19 protein-coding genes and 4 tRNA genes are annotated in these 18447 nt (G+C 42.0%); 11 read left to right on the top strand and 12 right to left on the bottom strand.

The features are described from left to right. Positions 1-9: 9 nt before the first annotated feature. Together F7R58_RS00195 and F7R58_RS00190 are read right to left on the bottom strand one after the other, a co-directional pair. A complete protein-coding gene (locus F7R58_RS00195; protein WP_158063012.1) occupies positions 10-1854 on the bottom strand; it encodes a M1 family metallopeptidase in 1845 nt (614 codons plus the stop codon). A 66-nt stretch (positions 1855-1920) separates the two neighbouring features. Then, the gene (locus F7R58_RS00190; protein WP_158063011.1) at positions 1921-2730 is read right to left on the bottom strand and encodes a GLPGLI family protein; all 810 of its coding nucleotides are present in this window, start codon (positions 2728-2730) and stop codon (positions 1921-1923) included. Positions 2731-2880: 150 nt separating this feature from the next. On the opposite strand from F7R58_RS00190, the gene F7R58_RS00185 reads away from it, so the two are divergent. From F7R58_RS00185 to sufD, 4 genes are all read left to right on the top strand, one after another. Continuing rightward, positions 2881-3210 (top strand): HesB/IscA family protein, encoded by a 330-nt coding sequence (locus tag F7R58_RS00185; RefSeq protein WP_158063010.1) that lies wholly within the window; start codon positions 2881-2883, stop codon positions 3208-3210. A 48-nt stretch (positions 3211-3258) separates the two neighbouring features. Further along, positions 3259-4707, top strand: coding sequence for a Fe-S cluster assembly protein SufB (gene sufB, locus F7R58_RS00180; RefSeq protein ID WP_158063009.1), 1449 nt, complete (start codon positions 3259-3261; stop codon positions 4705-4707). Between the two features lie 65 nt (positions 4708-4772). Beyond that, complete coding sequence (gene sufC, locus F7R58_RS00175) at positions 4773-5516, top strand: Fe-S cluster assembly ATPase SufC (protein ID WP_158063008.1); 744 nt, start codon at positions 4773-4775, stop codon at positions 5514-5516. Positions 5517-5534: 18 nt separating this feature from the next. Then, positions 5535-6842 carry a Fe-S cluster assembly protein SufD gene (gene sufD, locus F7R58_RS00170; RefSeq protein WP_158063007.1) on the top strand — a complete coding sequence of 436 codons (1308 nt, stop codon included), beginning with the start codon at positions 5535-5537 and terminating at the stop codon, positions 6840-6842. 73 nt (positions 6843-6915) lie between these two features. Here sufD and F7R58_RS00165 read toward each other — a convergent pair whose 3' ends face one another. Further along, positions 6916-8031 (bottom strand): DUF3078 domain-containing protein, encoded by a 1116-nt coding sequence (locus tag F7R58_RS00165; protein ID WP_158063006.1) that lies wholly within the window; start codon positions 8029-8031, stop codon positions 6916-6918. Between the two features lie 161 nt (positions 8032-8192). Between F7R58_RS00165 and F7R58_RS00160 the strand changes: the two genes are divergently transcribed. The 3 genes from F7R58_RS00160 to gdhA all read left to right on the top strand — a co-directional run bounded on the left by F7R58_RS00160 (position 8193) and on the right by gdhA (position 11652). Continuing rightward, positions 8193-8966, top strand: a complete 774-nt coding sequence (locus tag F7R58_RS00160) for a rhomboid family intramembrane serine protease (RefSeq protein WP_158063005.1) — start codon at positions 8193-8195, stop codon at positions 8964-8966. A 31-nt stretch (positions 8967-8997) separates the two neighbouring features. Next, positions 8998-10110 (top strand): DNA-processing protein DprA, encoded by a 1113-nt coding sequence (gene dprA, locus F7R58_RS00155; protein WP_158063004.1) that lies wholly within the window; start codon positions 8998-9000, stop codon positions 10108-10110. A gap of 183 nt (positions 10111-10293) precedes the next feature. Beyond that, complete coding sequence (gene gdhA / locus F7R58_RS00150) at positions 10294-11652, top strand: NADP-specific glutamate dehydrogenase (RefSeq protein WP_158063003.1); 1359 nt, start codon at positions 10294-10296, stop codon at positions 11650-11652. Between the two features lie 256 nt (positions 11653-11908). On the opposite strand, the gene F7R58_RS00145 is transcribed toward gdhA, so the two are convergent. From F7R58_RS00145 to F7R58_RS00135, 3 genes are read right to left on the bottom strand one after another with little or no spacing between them, the layout of a single operon-like run. Beyond that, positions 11909-12790 (bottom strand): DMT family transporter, encoded by an 882-nt coding sequence (locus tag F7R58_RS00145; protein WP_158063002.1) that lies wholly within the window; start codon positions 12788-12790, stop codon positions 11909-11911. Further along, positions 12780-13430, bottom strand: a complete 651-nt coding sequence (gene aat, locus F7R58_RS00140; protein WP_158063001.1) for a leucyl/phenylalanyl-tRNA--protein transferase — start codon at positions 13428-13430, stop codon at positions 12780-12782. The genes F7R58_RS00145 and aat overlap by 11 nt, the downstream gene beginning before the upstream one ends. Before the next feature lie 55 nt (positions 13431-13485). After that, positions 13486-13863 (bottom strand): DUF3127 domain-containing protein, encoded by a 378-nt coding sequence (locus F7R58_RS00135; protein WP_158063000.1) that lies wholly within the window; start codon positions 13861-13863, stop codon positions 13486-13488. A gap of 158 nt (positions 13864-14021) precedes the next feature. Between F7R58_RS00135 and F7R58_RS00130 the strand changes: the two genes are divergently transcribed. From F7R58_RS00130 to F7R58_RS00120, 3 genes are all read left to right on the top strand, one after another. Beyond that, positions 14022-14106, top strand: a tRNA-Leu gene (locus F7R58_RS00130). A gap of 33 nt (positions 14107-14139) precedes the next feature. Further along, positions 14140-14212: transfer RNA gene (locus F7R58_RS00125), tRNA-Gly, on the top strand. Between the two features lie 13 nt (positions 14213-14225). Continuing rightward, positions 14226-14309 (top strand) — tRNA-Leu (locus F7R58_RS00120). 354 nt (positions 14310-14663) lie between these two features. Here the strand turns inward: F7R58_RS00120 and F7R58_RS00115 are convergent. From F7R58_RS00115 to F7R58_RS00090, 6 genes are all read right to left on the bottom strand, one after another. Then, a tRNA-Val gene (locus F7R58_RS00115) sits at positions 14664-14738 on the bottom strand. Positions 14739-14871: 133 nt separating this feature from the next. Then, a complete protein-coding gene (locus F7R58_RS00110) occupies positions 14872-15312 on the bottom strand; it encodes a JAB domain-containing protein (RefSeq protein ID WP_158062999.1) in 441 nt (146 codons plus the stop codon). 57 nt (positions 15313-15369) lie between these two features. Further along, on the bottom strand, positions 15370-15747 hold the full coding sequence (locus F7R58_RS00105) for a hypothetical protein (RefSeq protein ID WP_158062998.1): 378 nt from the start codon (positions 15745-15747) through the stop codon (positions 15370-15372). A gap of 42 nt (positions 15748-15789) precedes the next feature. Continuing rightward, the gene (locus F7R58_RS00100; protein WP_158062997.1) at positions 15790-16233 is read right to left on the bottom strand and encodes a hypothetical protein; all 444 of its coding nucleotides are present in this window, start codon (positions 16231-16233) and stop codon (positions 15790-15792) included. Positions 16234-16344: 111 nt separating this feature from the next. After that, on the bottom strand, positions 16345-17097 hold the full coding sequence (locus F7R58_RS00095) for a hypothetical protein (protein WP_158062996.1): 753 nt from the start codon (positions 17095-17097) through the stop codon (positions 16345-16347). A gap of 100 nt (positions 17098-17197) precedes the next feature. Continuing rightward, positions 17198-17932, bottom strand: coding sequence for a hypothetical protein (locus F7R58_RS00090; RefSeq protein WP_158062995.1), 735 nt, complete (start codon positions 17930-17932; stop codon positions 17198-17200). A gap of 87 nt (positions 17933-18019) precedes the next feature. On the opposite strand from F7R58_RS00090, the gene F7R58_RS00085 reads away from it, so the two are divergent. Beyond that, positions 18020-18244: a helix-turn-helix domain-containing protein gene (locus F7R58_RS00085; protein WP_158062994.1), complete on the top strand. Its 225-nt coding sequence runs from the start codon at positions 18020-18022 to the stop codon at positions 18242-18244. The last annotated feature ends 203 nt before the right edge of the window (positions 18245-18447 follow it).

The following is an 18447-nucleotide window of genomic DNA, read 5'->3' as shown; positions in this document are numbered from 1 at the left end:
TGGCGTAAGTTATTTAACCTCTACGAAATTGTCTTCGGGATTGATATCGGCCAGACGCTGTGAAAAGTCAATTCCAAGTGCTGCTATCTGAGCTTTGGAGTAAGGAACCGTAAATGTATATTCTTTCTGGGTCCATGGCCAGTACCTGAGCGTTGTAAAGCTGCCGTAGATATCTTTTGATTTCCAGGTATGCGTCATATTAAGCGGAATCTGATAATTGACTACCTTATTATCTTTGGTCAATACTGAAAAATCTATCGGCATGGGAACGCCACCTTTATTCTCCAAAGTAACTGTAGTGCTGTTTCCGTCGTGCTTCACCTCTTTCACCGCGTAATCGATTGTCTTGGTTGTATTGATCCAGTAATGCTGGAACCATTTCAAATCCATTCCCGAAACCTTTTGGGCAATATGCATAAAATCGCGGTCTGTCGGATGTTTCAGTTTCCATTGGTTATAAAACTCTTTCATCACAGCGTTCAGTTTATCCTCTCCCATAATATAGCCCAGCTGCACAAGGAAAAGTTCACCCTTTACATATGTGGCGAACGAATAAGCGGTACCGTTTTCATGATGGTCGCCCAGCCAAACGGCCGGCTCCTCTATACCTCTTTTAACAAAATTCCGGTAATTGTTAAGACTGCCAAGGAAAGGATTAGGCTCGGGTTTTTCGGGTGGAAAAAGCTGATGCATAATCCTGCTGTCATAATAGCTGGTAAAGCCTTCATCCATCCACGGTCTCACGCTTTCATTATAGGCCAGTATCTGCTGGTTCCAGGAGTGTCCGCCCTCATGCACCATCAGACCAACCAGATCTTCCAAAGTCCTGGCTTCGCCTAACATCATAGTTACCATGCCGTATTCCATACCGCCGTCGCCTCCCTGAACAAAGGAATAGCTGGGGTATGTGTAACGTCCCACGGAGCTGTTCATCAGCTGGAAGAATTTTTCCACATAGGGTTTGGAGTCTTCCCAGAGTTTTGTTTTTTCAGACTTCTGGTATACATAATATATTTTAGGACCATCCAGCACAGTGAAGGTTTCAACAGTATAATCCCTGTCGGCGGCCCAGGCAAAATCAAGCATATTTTTAGCATTCCAGCGCCACGTTGCTTTATTATCTGCCCCGGCTTTCACTGATGCGCTTGGCGAATAACCCTTTACTTCAGTGGGGTTCAGAAGTGTACCTCCGGTGCCAATAACGTAATCACGGTCTATTTTAATATTGACGTCAAAGTCGGCGAAAGGAGCGTGGAATTCCCTGCCGATATAATCAAATGTGGCCCATCCGTCGTAATCATACTCTGCAAGTTTAGGATACCACTGCGTCATAGTCATATCAATTCCTTCGCGGTTGTTGCGGCCGGCACGGCGGATTTGCATAGGTATTACTGCATCCCACTCCATCGTAAATACTGTCGTTGAATTGGGTTTAACAGGCGTATCCAGGGTCACTTTCATTATTGTTTCCTGAACTTCGAACTTCAGGTTTTTACCGTTCTGACGGATCCAGTGTATGTTTTGAGCTCCTTCCTCATTTTTAGGTATGGAAGCAAGTGTTGAAACACCACCTTTCTGCAGTCTGGAATCGCCGTTCTTGCCTAAACTCTGGGTCCGTTGGTCCATCATTGAACCGGGTTTGAAGGCATTCCAGTAAAGATGAAAATATACCTCCTTCAGTTCGTCCGGTGAATTATTCGTGTAAGTGATGGTTTGTCTGCCATTGTAGGTGAAATTGGCTGCATCAACATCGATATCCATTGCATATTTTGCAAACTGCTGATAATACGGACCCTGCTGACCGGTAATTAATGTTCCAATAAAAAGTACTGCTACTAAAAGAACTCTGCTCATCTATTTCTGAATTTAAAATGGGAAGATAAGAAAATTTATTGTTTGGGCGTTTGAAGGTAATCCGCGTTATCTTTCCAGCGGGTTGCTCATTCTCTCCAGCATTTCTTTTGAGCGGTTCTCCATTTCTCTCCTGCGGTTGGGGTCTGCCTGAGCGGCACCACGGTTGCCGCCGGCACGTGAGCCGCTAAGCATCATAAATGATGTAGGGTCTGCCCTGAATTTCTGCATCTGCTTTTCGAAATCGGCACGCTTAAGTTGAACGATGTTTCCGCGGCTAACAAACATTGCAGGTGCTGCGATTTTCTTCACTTCTTTCAGGTAGAATTCATAATGACCGTCAGCATCCTCAACTTTTACAATCAGGCCGGGAAGACCTGAGAATTTATAGGGTCCTTCCTGCAAGGGAATATCCTGGGTAAACCAGGCACTCCATTTTCTCCCTGCAAATTCAGTCTCTGCTTTCTGAGTTTTATAGCTGCCTATAACCGCGGTTTCAGGAAGTATTTTCCAATTCATTTTCCTGTCTTCCTCATACTGATACTGATCCCTGCCAATTCTTCCCGTATACAGGATTTTTTGCTCACTCAGATCCTTTTCAATCCGGTAACCTATATCGCTGCGCAGGCCGCCCATTTCCGCTGAACTGAAGTTTCTGGTTTCCCGCATTCGCTGCATCAGAGAATCGCGTTTATAATTATTTTCACCGTAGAAGACGGATCTTATGCCGCTTACATCCAGAAAGGAAAGTTCTTTCTGCGTTCCTGATAAATCCGAAGCGTTAGACTTCATCATTACTTCGTATATGAATCGGGTTTCCTGTGCATTTGAAATTGCGCTAAATAATAGGCAGACAAGCAGTGTCGTAATTTTCTTCATAATAAAAATTGTAGCGGTTGGATTAAACAAAATGGGAATGGTTAAGGACGCCTGCATCTATTTCGCTGATAGACAAATATACCGCGGCGAATTTGATATTCATTATATTATTAGTAATTTTGCAATCTAAAATCAGTCTAAATAAAAACAATGATAAAAGTTAGCGATCACGCAAAAGAAAAGGCTGTACAACTCATGACAGAGGAGGGCTTTAAGCCTTTTGAAGACTTTATCCGCGTTGGTGTTAAAAGCGGCGGCTGCTCAGGTCTGGAATATGTTTTAAAGTTTGACAGCACCAAAACCGAAGCCGACCAGGTTTTTGAAGATAATGGGATAAAAATCATTATAGATAAGAAATCAATCCTTTATCTGGCGGGTACCACACTGGAATATTCCGGGGGCCTGAACGGGAAAGGATTTGTGTTTAATAATCCCAATGCAAACCGAACTTGCGGCTGCGGGGAATCTTTCAGTTTATAATTTTACGCACAACGCAGCGATTCTGCGCGGTGCGGGAATAAGGAAAAAATGGCAAAATATACAGAAGACGATCTAAGAGAAGACCTGAAAACCAAGGAATACGAAGCTGGTTTTTATACAGATATAGAGTACGAATATTTCCCGACAGGACTTAACGAGGAAATTGTGCGGATGATCTCGGCCAAAAAAAATGAGCCGGAATGGATGACGGAATGGCGCCTTGAGTCTTTCCGGATCTGGCAGAAAATGACAGAGCCTACCTGGGCAAACATTAAATATGAACAGCCCGATTTCCAGGCTATTAAATATTACGCAGCACCTAAAGTAAAGCCTGAACTGGCCAGCCTGGACGAGGTTGATCCGGAACTGCTGAAAACTTTTGCCAAACTGGGCATCAACATTGAAGAGCAGAAAAGGCTCTCCGGTGTAGCTGTGGATATCGTGATGGACTCCGTTTCTGTGAAGACTACTTTCCAGGAAACACTTAAGGAGAAAGGGATTATTTTCTGTTCCATCTCAGAAGCCATTCAGAATCACGGTGAACTGGTGAGACAGTATCTTGGAAAAGTGGTTCCCAGAGGCGATAACTTCTATGCCGCGCTCAATTCCGCGGTTTTCTCGGACGGCAGTTTCTGCTACATCCCAAAAGGCGTAAAATGTCCGATGGAACTTTCCACTTACTTCCGTATTAACCAGGCCGGTACCGGACAGTTTGAAAGAACGCTGGTAATTGCTGACGAGGGAAGCTATGTAAGCTATCTGGAAGGATGTACCGCTCCCGCACGCGACGAAAACCAACTTCACGCGGCTGTTGTGGAACTACTGGCACTGGATGGTGCAGAAATAAAATATTCCACCGTACAGAACTGGTTCCCGGGTGACGAAAGCGGTAAAGGCGGAGTATATAACTTTGTAACCAAACGTGGGCTTTGCGAACGGAATGCAAAAATTTCCTGGACTCAGGTTGAAACAGGCTCGGCGGTTACATGGAAATATCCCAGCTGTATCCTGAAGGGCGACAACTCTGTGGGCGAATTCTACTCCATCGCAGTGACCAACAACCACCAGTATGCGGATACCGGTACCAAGATGATCCATATCGGGAAAAATTCCAGATCTACGATTATCTCGAAGGGAATTTCTGCAGGAAAATCAAACAACTCCTACCGAGGTTTGGTGAAGGTAATGCCTTCAGCAAAAGGTGCGCGCAATTTTTCACAATGCGACTCCCTGCTTATGGGAAATGAGTGCGGCGCGCATACATTCCCTTATATTGAAATCAAGGACCCCACAGCACAACTGGAGCATGAGGCTACAACTTCAAAGATCGGTGAAGACCAGATATTTTACTGTAACCAGCGCGGTATTGATACCGAGCGCGCGATTGCTCTTATTGTAAACGGTTTCAGTAAGGAAGTTCTGAATAAGCTCCCAATGGAATTTGCCATTGAAGCCCAGAAACTTCTGGAAATCTCTCTGGAAGGATCCGTAGGTTAATCTAATTTTAAGAAACAGCAAAACAGGACCCTGCAAAGGACCGCCTGTCATTCAATATAACTATTATGCTAAGAATCAATAATTTACAAGCCCAAATAGAAGACGGGACGCAAATACTTAAGGGTGTGAATCTGCAAATTAATCCGGGCGAGGTTCATGTAATTATGGGGCCTAACGGCGCGGGAAAGTCAACACTTTCATCAGTAATTGCCGGAAAAGAAGACTACGAAGTAACTGCAGGCGAAATCGTTTTTGAAGGTGAAAATATCGTAGAGGATGCTCCTGAAGAAAGAGCACACAAAGGTATTTTCCTTTCATTCCAGTATCCTGTAGAGATACCGGGTGTTACAGTGACCAACTTTATGAAGGCGGCACTTAATGAAACCCGCAAGGCCAACGGACTGGAAGATATGCCTGCCAAAGAAATGCTGGCCCTGATCCGTGAAAAATCTGAAAAATTAGGAATTAAGAAGGATTTTCTGTCCCGATCTCTGAACGAAGGATTCTCCGGTGGTGAAAAGAAACGTAATGAAATTTTCCAGATGATGATGCTGAACCCAAAACTGGCAATTCTGGATGAGACCGATTCCGGTCTTGATATTGACGCACTGCGCGTTGTAGCAGACGGCGTGAACGCTTTCAGAAATACCGACAATGCCGTTCTGATTATAACTCACTATCAGAGACTTCTGAACTATATCGAACCTGATTTTGTACACGTCCTGGCCAATGGACAAATCATCAAAACGGGCGATAAAAATTTGGCGCTGGAGCTGGAAGCTAAAGGATATGACTGGCTTTTGAACTAATTTGAAATAAAAATCATAATGGCTTTATACGAGCAAATCATAGATACACATTCCCAGTTCCTGCAAAGCCTGCAGCATTCGTTTTTGGATGACAGCCGGACTGCGGCACTGGCACGTTTTGCCATGGAGGGTTTCCCTACCAAAAAGGACGAGGAATATAAATATACAAACCTGAAAGAGGTAACCGAAAAGGAGTATAATTTCTTTCCGAAACCGGAACACACCATCAGCCGTGAGCAGATTGATGAACTGCATCTGGGCGAGGAAAATTTTGACTGGATCGTATTCATTAACGGCCGGCTTCATAAGGAATACTCCAAAATATCAATCGAAAATGCTGAATTCCTGTCTTTCAACTATGCGCTGAACGACCCCGAATACCGGGAGGTTTTTGATAAATATTTCAATACCATAGCTTCTCAGGAGTTGGCACTTACAAACCTTAACCAGGCCTACTGCAAACACGGATTTTTCCTGAAGGTTCCAAAAAATGTGGTCATAGAGAAGCCTATTCACGTATTCTACATTTCTCAGAATCAGGATACGAACACCTTTTACAACACCCGTAACCTGCTGATCGCGGAAGAAGGATCAAAGGTTGAGGTCATAGAAAGCCATCATAATTTCGACGACACTTTTGTCTTCACCAATACAGTAACCGAGATCTTCACCTACCAGAATGCAAAAGCCGACTGGCATAAAGTGCAGAACGACAGTCCGAACACTTACCTGATAGACCATACTTATGCAAAGCAGGAGCGTGACAGCCTTACTACTGTAAATACATTCTCCTTTGGAGGAAAACTGGTGCGCAATAACCTGGATTTCATCCATAATGGCGAAAACATTAACTCTTTTATGAATGGTATCACCATTATTGGCGACGAGCAGGTGGTAGATCATCATACTGCGGTACATCACAGAACTCCCAACTGTGAGAGTTACCAGAATTATAAGGGAATTTTTGGAGATAAAGCGCACGGTGTATTCAACGGGAAGATTTTTGTTGATAAAATCGCCCAGAAAACCAACGCCTACCAGCAAAACAATAATGTCCTTTTGGGCGAAGGTGCCTCCATTGACACCAAACCTCAGCTGGAAATTTTTGCAGATGATGTTAAATGCTCTCATGGCTGTACCGTTGGTCAGCTCAATAATGATGCTATGTTCTACCTGCAGGCACGCGGTATTTCCAAAAGCAAGGCGCGGGCGCTGCTTCTTTACGCTTTTGCAAACGACGCCATGCAGAATATCGATATTGAACCTCTTAAAATCAAGATCTCCAAACTGCTGGCCGAAAAGCTGGAAGTGGAGATGGAGTTCTAACAAATATCTCTGAAATCAAAAAAAACCGCCACTACTAATAAGTTGGCGGTTTTTTGGTGACCTTTGGCAAAACTTACTTTGTAATAAAAGGCTTAATTGCTTTTTTTGTACGCAGTTTTTCCGTAGCCTGTTCTCCAATGTTATAGGAAAATCCGATTCCCAGGGTTTGCTTACGCTGAAGCTTTTGGATCTGATCGTGATCATAGGCAAGTTCCAGGCTTACAAGCGTGGAAATAAAACGGTTCAGTTTAATGTTCAGAACACCATTATAGGCAACATCCACCCTCTCAGGATGACTTATATAATTGCTGAAAAAATTGAGCTGGTTATCCAGATTTACGTCTTGTAATATTTTCAGACGGTACAGGATATTCATCATGGCACCAAGTTCACTGCGAACACTCTGTCCGTCCCTTTCCAGACCATAACGGCCCGCCTTCTGCAACAACGGATCGGTTACGAAGGTGAATTTTCCGTTGGCAGGTCTCAGGATTACCTGAAAATTCTCGCTTGGGTTGTAGGAGAAACCAATACCGGCATTTACATAACCGGGAGCCATAAATCTGGAAATACGGTCGGCAAAACTGGGATCCGGAACTTCACTGTAATTGAAACCTGGCGCAAATTGTGTAATCAGTTGAAATCCGGTAGATAAATAGTAGTGCTTTCCAAGATCATATCCGTAATTGCTCATGAAGTTGATGAAATCTTCGGTTTTACGGCTGCTCTGCCCTTCGGCTGCATTCCAGCCAAATCCAAGCTGCATGATGTTTTCCAGGTAATGCTTTTTGTTCTTATAACTCAGGTTATAATTCATTTTACCAATTGCGCCTATGCTGTTATTTCCGCCCGAATTCCAGTTGGAAAATGACGCCTGGTTAAAGACCAGGTTGTTTTGCCCGTAGAAGTACCATTTTCTTTCTGCAGAAAGGTTATTAAGTGCAAAAGGTGTAATTGGAACCTCTTCCAGAACCTGAGGTATGATGATCTCGTCCCTTACGATGATGGTATCGCGGAATTTGGGCTCAAGATCCATCACTATGGGGTTAGCCAGGCTGTCCAGATTGGGCAGTGTACTTTTCCACCTTCCGTACTGTATGGAATCGACCACACTCCTGGAATCTCTTTCTGTCTGGCCAAATCCGGAGGTGTACACAAGCAGCGGCAGTAATAACAATATCCTTTTCATAATTCCATTCATTATTCTGCGCAAAAATAAGCCTTATGTATCAAATGTGTTCAATTTAATAATAATGCGTACATTTTGGCCTGTAAATGAGCGCTTAGAGTGAACTTAACAGCCAAATTTACCATGATCCTTTTTTGGCGTCTGTTTTGAAAACTTCCTGTATGTTCAAAAACCATATTTCTGCCGCAACCTTACTTTATCCGACCGGCATGCTTACGCTTATGTGGCTGGGTTTCCTGCTGCAGAATTTAGGTTTGTTCCGGAACTGCTGGGGCGCCATCATTCCCCTCGTTCCGTCCGGTCTAAAAGGAGTATTCCTTTCTCCTCTGCTGCACGGCAGTATGGATCATCTGCTCAGCAATTCGATTCCGATATTTATCCTTCTGGGTTTGCTTTTTCATTTTTACCCCACCCTTGGCCGAAAAATTCTGTTTGGCGGCTGGCTTTTCACGGGGCTGCTGGTATGGCTGCTGCCCCCAATAGACATTTTTACAGGAAACTATATGTATACCTGTACCATCGGCGCCAGCGGTGTGGTTTATGTGCTGGCGTTTTTCCTGTTTTTCAGCGGTGTATTCCGGTGGAATATGAAACTGCTTACAGTATCTATGCTTGTTGCACTGTATTACGGCAGCCTGGTATGGGGCGTACTGCCCGAAGAACTGTTTTCGGGAAGTGAGGTGCCCAGCAATATTTCCTGGCAGAGCCACCTGGCCGGTGCTACTGTGGGAACCGTGATGGCGTTTGCATTTAAAAAAGCTGGCGAGAAAAAAAAGAAATACATTTGGGAATTCCCGAACTTCTATAGCGAAGTTGATGATAAGCTGTGGCAGGAATACCGTGAGCGTCATCCGGAAGACTTTGAAGACATGCCCCAAAAGAAGCGGGATGAAGTCTGGGAACGCCTGGAGGAGCTTCGTAACAGCAGGAAATAATTTTTTTATCTTTGGGTAAATAACGTCTTATATGTTTGCGGACGAACATCTGTATTCTATTGCTTTGCGCAAATGCAGTAATATAGGAGATATTAACTTCTATAAACTTGTCAATGCAGTTGGGTCTGCCCGGGAAGTCTGGAGTTTCCCAAAGCGGGAACTGGCTAAGATTTTAGGTATCGGTAACAGGACACTGCACGAAATAGGTTCCGGCGAAGCGCTGCAGTTTGCAGAAAAGGAGCTGAAATTCTGCGAAAGTCACAGCATACACATCAGACTAAGGCACCGGGCAGAATTACCTGCTCTGCTTAACGAGTGTGAAGATGCGCCGGCAATACTATATCAGAAGGGAAATCTGCAACCATACCGCAAGTCCTTTTCAATGGTAGGAACGAGAAACATGACGTCTTACGGCAAAGGGTTTGTTCACGATTTCTTCCAGCACATCCGGAAATCAGGAATTATCTCTGTAAGCGGCCTGGCTTTAGGTGTGGATACAGAGGTGCATGAGCAGTCGCTGAAGGAACAGATTCCTACCGTTGCTGTGCTGGCACATGGTTTCCACACCATCTATCCATCCAAAAACCGGAAACTGGCAGAGCGGATTTTGGAGCATAATGGAGTATTGCTTTCAGAATTTAACTCATCACAAAAACCCGACCGGGAAAATTTCATTCAGAGAAACCGCATCGTTGCGGGCTTGTCCGAAGCTACCATTGTTGTGGAAACGGCTTTTGGCGGCGGCTCGGTAAGTACTGTCGGTTTTGCGAACACCTATAACCGGGAGGTCTATGCGCTTCCCGGAAAGATAAACGATAAGTACAGTCAGGGTTGCAATATGGTCATTGCACAAAACAAAGCCCGTATAATTAGTACAGTTACAGATTTGGTGGAAGAATTGGGTCTGGATGACCAATCGGGTCTTATGGAGCCACTTTTTCCTAAATCTGAATTGAGACGACAAATGACTGAAGATCAAAAGATCATCTATAATATCATAGTGGAAAACCCTTATATCTCTCTGGATGAGATAGCAGGAAAAACCTCCTCGGCATCGCATAAGATTTTAAGTCAACTCCTTGAACTTGAACTTAGCGGCTTAATTAAAGCACTTTCAGGGAGGCAATATACAGCAAATCCCTGATATTGGATTTCTTAAAACCATATCCTTTTCCCGCACCTCTTTAATTTTCATCAACAAACATTAAATTATTATGAATTTAATAAATTAATGCTGGATTAATGTTTAATTTTTTGTAAAACCTAAATTTATAACTGAAAGTTTTGGAAAAAAAATTAAATTTGTTGAAATCATCAAGCCTCATTTATGGAACACTATAATGTAGATCAAAAAATTCAGGATTTTATTGCCAAAATCGAGGCGAAAAATCCTAACGAGCCGGAATTCCTTCAGGCTGTAAAAGAAGTAGCAGTAACTGTAATCCCGTTTATTGCCAGCAGACCTCAGTATAACGGAATGAAACTTTTGGAAAGAATGTCTGAGCCGGAGCGTACCATAATTTTCCGTGTTCCCTGGGTTGATGATCAGGGCGAAATCCATGTAAACCGTGGTTTCAGAATTCAGATGAATTCAGCCATCGGACCGTATAAGGGCGGCATCAGGTTCCATCCTACGGTAAACCTTTCCGTACTTAAGTTCCTGGCGTTCGAACAGACCTTTAAGAATTCACTTACCACTTTGCCTATGGGTGGCGGTAAAGGTGGTTCCGATTTTGATCCACAGGGAAAATCAGACATGGAAATCATGCGTTTCTGCCAGGCTTTTATGACAGAAATGTGCAAGCATATCGGTCCGGAGACTGATGTACCTGCCGGAGATATCGGCGTAGGCGCGAGGGAGATCGGCTACCTTTTCGGTCAGTACAAGAAAATCAGGAACGAATTTACCGGTGTTCTTACAGGTAAAGGGCTTGCTTATGGCGGATCACTGATCCGTCCGGAAGCCACGGGTTATGGAGTTGTCTACTTTGCCGAGCAGATGCTAAAGACCATTGACCAGGATTTTAATGGCAAGACTGTAACTGTTTCAGGTTTTGGTAATGTGGCTTGGGGTGTTATTAAGAAAGTGGAAGAATTGGGCGGTACCTGCGTTACCATTTCAGGCCCTGACGGTTATATCTATGACAAGGACGGAATTACTGGCGATAAAATTGACTATCTGCTTGAATTACGCGCATCAGGAAATAACCGCGCTGAAGATTATGTGAAGAAGTTCCCGGGCGCCGAATTCCATGCCGGCAAACGTCCGTGGGAAGTAAAATGTGACGTTGCCATTCCGGCCGCCACGCAAAATGAACTTGATCTGGAAGACGCAAAAATATTGGTTGAAAACGGTGTAGTTTGCGTTACGGAAGCCGCCAACATGCCTAGCACACTTGAAGCTATAAATCATTTCCTGGAGCACAAGGTACTTTTTTCACCAGGTAAGGCTTCCAATGCCGGAGGTGTAGCCACATCCGGGTTGGAAATGACCCAAAACTCCATCCGCCTGAACTGGAGTTCCGAGGAGGTTGATACCCGTTTGAAGGAGATTATGATTGGAATCCACAAAGCCTGCCGCGATTACGGTAAAGAAGAAGACGGCTATGTGAACTATGTAAAAGGAGCTAATATCGCCGGATTCGTAAAAGTTGCGGAGGCAATGCTGGCACAGGGCGTTGTATAAGCATCAATATAAATCCTGTCCCGGGACAATGGGAAAAAAGTAAAATGAAAGGATAAAGAGCACTGTTTTTCAGTGCTCTTTGTTTTTTAGGCATCCCGATTAGATTAAGAAATAGGGATTCCCAGACGAATAAATGATGATTCTAAAAAAGGGTCGGATATTGTGGAATAGATCCGTTCCAGCAGCTTTAAAAGGTTCAGGTAATAGCAAAAAGCAGACTATCGGAAAAGCCATGCAGTGGCGATCATGAGGTGGACTAAGCTTTCGAACTCTTTGCCCTCAAAAACAGCAGTCCTCCTATTATAATAAATCCACCCGCAAACTGTAGTCCTGTAAGACTTTCGCCATCCAACACACCCCAGAGTACAGCCACAATAGGCATCAGAAGTGTTACTGTGGATGCAAACAGCGGTGTGGAGATACTGAGCAAACGGTAATTCAGCATCATCGCCAGACCTGTACCGAAAACGGAAAGCAGGCTTACATAGCCAAGACCTATAAACTCCCCTTTTGTACCTTCAAAATTATTGAAGAAGCCCGTAGATGCAAGGGTAATAAGTGAGGGCAGAAACAGGATAAAGAAAAATACAAAGGCCGACAGAATCTTTGCGGGCACATCACTTAATTTAGATTTTACCGTCGTGACGCTGACCGCATAAAGCAGCGTGGCCAGCAACAACCACAGAATCGGCACGATTTTCAGACTGTCACCCTCTGTGCCGCTCAGCATCAGCAAGCAGGCGCCTGAGAAACTGATCGCCACACCAATCATCTGCCTGCCGGTAGTCTTGAATTTCCAGAACAGTGCACCGATCAGAATTACGAAAATGGGCATCATAGAATTTACAATTCCGGCTATGCTGCTGCTCACCTCTGTTTCGGCCAGCGGAAAAAGAAACATAGGTATAAAGTTACCTGCGACAGCCGCCACAATAAGCCATTTCAGCCTCTTTCGCGGGAATTTCCGGATATTGAGCATAGCGACAGGCGCCAGCAGAATTCCCGCAATCAGCACACGCAGTGCACCCACCTGGAAAGGTCCGTAATGCTCAAGCGATTTTTTAATCAGGATGAAGGATGAGCCCCAGATAATGGTGAGCAGGATCAGAAGGACCCATTTTTCTTTTTCAGAATTCATTGTTTCTTTTCAGGATGTTCAGGTATTGTGATTTGGGAATCATTCTGGCTCCCAGGCTTTCCAGATGTTCAGAATGAATCTGGCAGTCTATAAGTTCTAAAGTGTCGCGGTATTTATTAACAAAATGGATGAATCCTGCCTTTGAAGCATTGCTGACGTGGGAAAACATACTTTCACCGCAAAAAACATTGCCTATCTGGATTCCGTAAAAGCCTCCCACAAGTTCGCCCTTCTGCCAAACCTCTACGCTTTTTGCCAAACAATCGTGATGCAGCTGCGTGAAAGTTTCAATCAGTTCCTCATTAAGCCAGGTACCCTCCTGTCCCGGACGTTCAATAAGCATACAGTGTTCCAGAACTTTACGGAAACAATGGTTTTCGGTGAAGGTAAAACCCTCATCGCGCAGTACCTTCTTCATCGACTTTGAAATTCTCAGTTCATCAGGATAAAGCACGAAACGCGGGTCCGGACACCACCACAGAATCTCCTCCCCGGGATTATACCAGGGAAATATGCCGTTTTCATAAGCAAGTCTAATCCTTTCCGCGGACAGGTCACCGCCAAACGCCAACAGTCCGTCGGGTGGATGATAATGCGCGGGATCGGGGAAAGCGATAAGATTTTTGTCGAGCTTGTACATGAGGAAAAATAAATCCCACTTCAAAAAGCAGGATTTATATAATTTCTATAGTAGATTAGAATGGCAAATCGTCATCCTCTTCTTCAAAAACATTTTTGCCCGGCGCTGGTGCTGCCTGAGTTCCTCCTGAAGCCTGAGTAGGCTCGAAAGAAGTGCTGTCAGCTATTTTTTCAAGCCTCCAACCCACGATCGAATTGAAATATTTCACTTCATTTTGAGGAGAAGTCCACTCGCGGCCGCGAATATTAATGCTAACTTTCACTTTTTCACCTTCAGTACAACTGTTCAGAAGGTCTACCTTATCCTGTACGAATTCAATATTAATTGGCTGCGGATACTGCTCTTCGGTAAGAAGCACCATTTCTCTTTTTTGAAAACCGCTCGCAAATGTCTGAACGTCAGTTATTTTTTTTATTGTTCCCTGTAATTCCATATCGTAAATATTAATAGTGTAAAAATAGACAATAGAAAGTAATAAAGAAATGATCTGTCTGAAATGTGGATAAAAATATTTTTCAAAAATAAATTTGCATGATATGGCAAAACCTTCTATATTTGCACTCACAAAAAGAAAAGAAGATCTTTTAACCGGCGGATGTGGTGTAATTGGTAGCCACGCCAGACTTAGGATCTGGTGCCGTGAGGCGTGGGGGTTCGAGTCCCTTCATCCGCACCAAATTTCTAAAAGCAATTTTAGAAATTTTTTTATGCGAAAATAGCTCAGCTGGTAGAGCACGACCTTGCCAAGGTCGGGGTCGCGGGTTCGAATCCCGTTTTTCGCTCAACATCTACCAGGCCCTGGTGGTGGAATTGGTAGACACGCAGGACTTAAAATCCTGTGTCCGCAAGGACGTACGGGTTCAAGTCCCGTCCGGGGTACTTAAAAATTGCTGTTAATCTCTGATTAGCAGCTTTTTTGTTTTCAGGACCTACCCCATCGTTATAATTGAATGGCGGCTGCAGTGCAGCAGCTGAAAAAAAATAAAAAACTTCAGAATCCAGTTACGCGGCGTAAAAGACAGGTCTTTCTTCCTATACAGACTCATCACACTTTTTGCCTAATCCCCCAGGTTTTGTTCCTGATCCGTTTTATACCTGATCCTAGAAATGTTAATTTATAGTGATTAGAATGGGTAACCTAAGAAATTTTTGGGTAACCAGGAGGGTAACCTAAAAAAGATATATTTGAAAGGTAGACATAAAAAAACCTTCTCAATTTCTTGAAAAGGTGTGTGAGCAGTACTGGGCTCGAACCAGTGACCTCTACGATGTCAACGTAGTGCTCTGAACCAACTGAGCTAACTGCCCTAAAATAAAAAAATCTCAGATTTCTCTGAGATTTTGTGGGTCCTGAGGGATTCATCCACTTTCTCAAAAAGCTACTGTTTATGGGACTTGTAAAGCTTTAGTTTTTCAGGGTATGCCTAAAAGTATGCCTTTGTTACAATAATCCTTCATCAGCAAAACTGAAATAATCTTCTCTGGTAATGATAAGATGATCCACCAAGGTGATACCTACTAGCTTACAGGATGATTGTAACTGTTCAGTGATATTTTTGTCATCTGCACTGGGAGCCAAATTTCCACTGGGGTGATTGTGGACCAAAATTATTCCTGTTGCCAATGCCTTCAAAGCTACAGCTAAGATAATCCTTACATCCACAACACATGAGGTTATACCACCTTTAGCCAGAGAGTATATACCCAAGACCTTATTATTCCTGTTTAGCAGCAAAAGTTTGACTTCTTCCTGCATTTCAATGGTGTCCTTTTCCCACTTGTCCAGAATTACCTGAAATGACTTCTGACTGTCCTGGATCTTGAAATCTAATAACCTACTGGGCTTATAAGAGACCTGGATTTCTGCTATTGTATTTTCCATTTAATTTTTGTTTTTGGTTAATGTTAATATTTTACTCAGTCCGTATAGAATACGTAATCAAAATTCTGTACTAAGTTTTTTATGCTGGTAAAGCAATATGGTTTCCTTGATTTCTGGTGAGAAGTACATTTTGAGAAACATAATAGTATCAGGAAAGTTGATATTTGATTCTTCTAGTACTCTCTTAATAAGAAGTAATTTATTTCCTCTGAATTTGATCATGACCCTCATAAGATTGTCAGCATTGTAATACAGAATAATCTGCTGAACCTTACACCCTAAAACCTCCTTTACTTCTCCAAAGTATTCATAAGGCTCCAGAGACAGCTCATTTTCAATAAACTCATAAGGTGGTATCGGTATAAGATCAAACTCATACTCCTCATAGTCACTTCCTAGCTTAAATATTAAGTAATCAAATATTTTCTCTTTCATGGTTAATTAAATTAAAAAACCACCCTTTTGAGGTGGTTTATTTTAAAATGGTTCTGGTTCCCATTTCTTTTTGGTGTTATCCACCTCATAGTAATCAGTCATAATACCTTTTGTAAATATGTAATAGCAGTCTCTCTCATGTATATTCTCATAGAAATAAGACATGAGCACCCTACCTTTCTTTATCGTAATTTTGCCTGAAAACCAATAAGCAAAAATTCTGTCATCAGTTCCAAAAAGAGGTTCCAGAGAAACTTCCTTTAATGATCCGGCTCCATCTACAACAGGTATTTTAATACCCGTCAAAAACAATCTTCCAAAATCAACCTCCCAAGTTCCAACGTAATCCCTCCACAGACTGGTTAACAGTCCCTTTCTTACAACATATTTTTGCCTTATTTCCTTTTCGAAGTTCTTAAGTGGCTCTGACTGTGTTTCATAAAGCTGACTATTTATGGTAATGTGTTCTCTGTATTGGTAAGACATAAAATAAATTTTACGGATTTTCACTTAGATTTGACAAGGGTTAACCTTTTGCGGTCATCATTAATGCTACAGATACCATGCTGGGCACTATCATATTAGGTTAAAGCATTACTACCTCCTCTTGGAGAATACAAAAAAAATTATGTAAGAAACGATAACAAATGGTGACAGAACCAGGAGGAAAAGTGGCAGAGTAAGTATGACCATAATCCCATCTAGTACTTTTGACTTCACAGTAGAATTTCGAGAGCTAATTTTTTTTATAAATGATGCAATAGCTCTAAAAAGTAAACTGACTAAGGCTGCAAGAAATAATAATCCCTGGAAAAATAGCAACTCTGACTTACTCTCAAAAATAAAATCAATGGCCTGAAAAAATAAATAAGACATCACCGAGAGAAGTCCGGTATAAAAGTAACGTTTCTCTTCCGGGAAAGGAGATCTTTCTTCGAAACCAAAAATGACATTAGCCATTCCAAATATCCTATCAAGAACTCTGTCTATTGAGGTTTCAAAATGATTCTGTTTTATATTATCTATTAGCGTAAGCAAGAACTGCTCTTCATCTTCCTTTGATTGAAATCTTGAATCCACTTCTACCAAAGTATTACTGTCATAGGCAAAAATCTTGTCCTTAAATAATGAGTCATAGAACTCATCATTTTGAATCCGACCACCGTAATACTTGAAAAGTAAGCGGGATTCAAATTCATTAACTCTCCTGAGAAAACCATAATAAGGAACTCCCCACTCTTCAAATTTTGATATCTTTTCACTTACTTTCCTAGATGTGGTGTCATTTCCATATCGTCTATGTGTTAAAGAAATATATGCCTCAGGGGAAACATTCAGATTAGACATCATTGTTTTTTTGCTTTATACTGTAACGAACATAAACTCATTTTCACTAGTCAATTAAAAACTTAAACATTATGATCGCAGTTGGAGGTCTATTGTTGAAACATTACAACTGTAAATCATTACCAATGGGATTCCGGAAGAATTTCTTGTAAAGTCTATTTAGAAGAAGGTACTGTGGTATAAAAGCAAGTAAAACCATTACTAATATATATACTGCTGTTAGTCCATCCGTAAATGCTTTATCAATGTGGCTAACAAACACTAGGAGTAAAGAGAAAAAGATTGTCAGTGCCAAGGTAACTGCTAAGCTTCTTCTCCATCTATTCTGAAATTGGATATATGTTATTTGTTCAGAGATTAGCTCTTTGTAACTATCATAAATTAAAAACCCTATTTTCGAAAATTTCCAGCCCAAGGTATATATAATCAAACCTACAATTACCCCTACTGGTCCAGCAATGGTTAACAATGTCAAGATCAGAACTAATCCTATTAAATAACCTAGAAATTTCGTTAAAATTCCCAATGTTTCGAACTCATATCTAAAAACCTTTTTATTGAATATAGACTCTGCAGTAGTTATAATATTTGAGTCCTTCAAATCTGGATTTTCATTTAGGTACTCCGTAAGTATTTTTATGCTTTCCCCACCGTAATGAGTAGAAAATTTGTCAAATTTTAATTTCCTACCTTCAATAAGACTTACTTCATTTCTTTGTAACAAAGTAATGTAGGCTATTATCACGCTATCCTGCTGGTACTCCTTCCAATAATCGATAATAGAAGCAACAGCGTAAGAGTCTTGCTTTTCAATTTCTTCTTTCGTTAATTTTTTCATAAAATAGTTTTAATCAAATATAGTAAAGTTATAATTCTTGATAACCATGCCGTTATCATTTATGACCACTTTTGGGCTTAGTAGACCATGGTGGATAAAATTGATTTTCAAAAGGCTCTGGGTAGAAGGATTAAGGATCTGAGAGAGACTAAAAATGTCTCTCAGGCTGAACTTGCAGCCCTCTGTAATTTTGAAAAATCCAACATGAACCGAATTGAATCCGGTAAGACCTGTCCCAGTAGTTACACACTTTACAAAATCTCTACTGCTTTGGAAGTCAAACTATCTGAAGTCACTTCAGTGATATCTTAAAACCTACTATTCCTTAGGAGGTTATTAACCGGACGGCTTCAGAACAATCCCTAAAAAATAAAAAGTAAAGAAAACGCTATTTAAGTGAATGGTGAAACCTCCTGTAAAGAAGTTTTATTGGTTATTTACCAGAGATTGGCAATTCCAGATAATTAAAAAGGACAAAATTTGTACTGTACCTTAAGAGTATGCAGGCAAATTTT

It is taken from the genome of Chryseobacterium sp. (genome assembly GCF_008831505.1).
GTDB lineage: Bacteria > Bacteroidota > Bacteroidia > Flavobacteriales > Weeksellaceae > Marnyiella.
The sequence above is the reverse complement of the archived record's forward strand: the minus strand, read 5'-3'. Positions and strand labels throughout refer to the sequence as shown.

Bases quoted from the DNA above. Each gene is read 5' to 3' on its own strand.
- F7R58_RS00195 (WP_158063012.1), bottom strand. From the start codon at position 1,854: ATGAGCAGAGTTCTTTTAGTAGCAGTACTTTTTATTGGAACATTAATT.
- F7R58_RS00190 (WP_158063011.1), bottom strand. From the start codon at position 2,730: ATGAAGAAAATTACGACACTGCTTGTCTGCCTATTATTTAGCGCAATT.
- F7R58_RS00185 (WP_158063010.1), top strand. From the start codon at position 2,881: ATGATAAAAGTTAGCGATCACGCAAAAGAAAAGGCTGTACAACTCATG.
- sufB (WP_158063009.1), top strand. From the start codon at position 3,259: ATGGCAAAATATACAGAAGACGATCTAAGAGAAGACCTGAAAACCAAG.
- sufC (WP_158063008.1), top strand. From the start codon at position 4,773: ATGCTAAGAATCAATAATTTACAAGCCCAAATAGAAGACGGGACGCAA.
- sufD (WP_158063007.1), top strand. From the start codon at position 5,535: ATGGCTTTATACGAGCAAATCATAGATACACATTCCCAGTTCCTGCAA.
- F7R58_RS00165 (WP_158063006.1), bottom strand. From the start codon at position 8,031: ATGAAAAGGATATTGTTATTACTGCCGCTGCTTGTGTACACCTCCGGA.
- F7R58_RS00160 (WP_158063005.1), top strand. From the start codon at position 8,193: ATGTTCAAAAACCATATTTCTGCCGCAACCTTACTTTATCCGACCGGC.
- dprA (WP_158063004.1), top strand. From the start codon at position 8,998: ATGTTTGCGGACGAACATCTGTATTCTATTGCTTTGCGCAAATGCAGT.
- gdhA (WP_158063003.1), top strand. From the start codon at position 10,294: ATGGAACACTATAATGTAGATCAAAAAATTCAGGATTTTATTGCCAAA.
- F7R58_RS00145 (WP_158063002.1), bottom strand. From the start codon at position 12,790: ATGAATTCTGAAAAAGAAAAATGGGTCCTTCTGATCCTGCTCACCATT.
- aat (WP_158063001.1), bottom strand. From the start codon at position 13,430: ATGTACAAGCTCGACAAAAATCTTATCGCTTTCCCCGATCCCGCGCAT.
- F7R58_RS00135 (WP_158063000.1), bottom strand. From the start codon at position 13,863: ATGGAATTACAGGGAACAATAAAAAAAATAACTGACGTTCAGACATTT.
- F7R58_RS00110 (WP_158062999.1), bottom strand. From the start codon at position 15,312: ATGGAAAATACAATAGCAGAAATCCAGGTCTCTTATAAGCCCAGTAGG.
- F7R58_RS00105 (WP_158062998.1), bottom strand. From the start codon at position 15,747: ATGAAAGAGAAAATATTTGATTACTTAATATTTAAGCTAGGAAGTGAC.
- F7R58_RS00100 (WP_158062997.1), bottom strand. From the start codon at position 16,233: ATGTCTTACCAATACAGAGAACACATTACCATAAATAGTCAGCTTTAT.
- F7R58_RS00095 (WP_158062996.1), bottom strand. From the start codon at position 17,097: ATGATGTCTAATCTGAATGTTTCCCCTGAGGCATATATTTCTTTAACA.
- F7R58_RS00090 (WP_158062995.1), bottom strand. From the start codon at position 17,932: ATGAAAAAATTAACGAAAGAAGAAATTGAAAAGCAAGACTCTTACGCT.
- F7R58_RS00085 (WP_158062994.1), top strand. From the start codon at position 18,020: ATGGTGGATAAAATTGATTTTCAAAAGGCTCTGGGTAGAAGGATTAAG.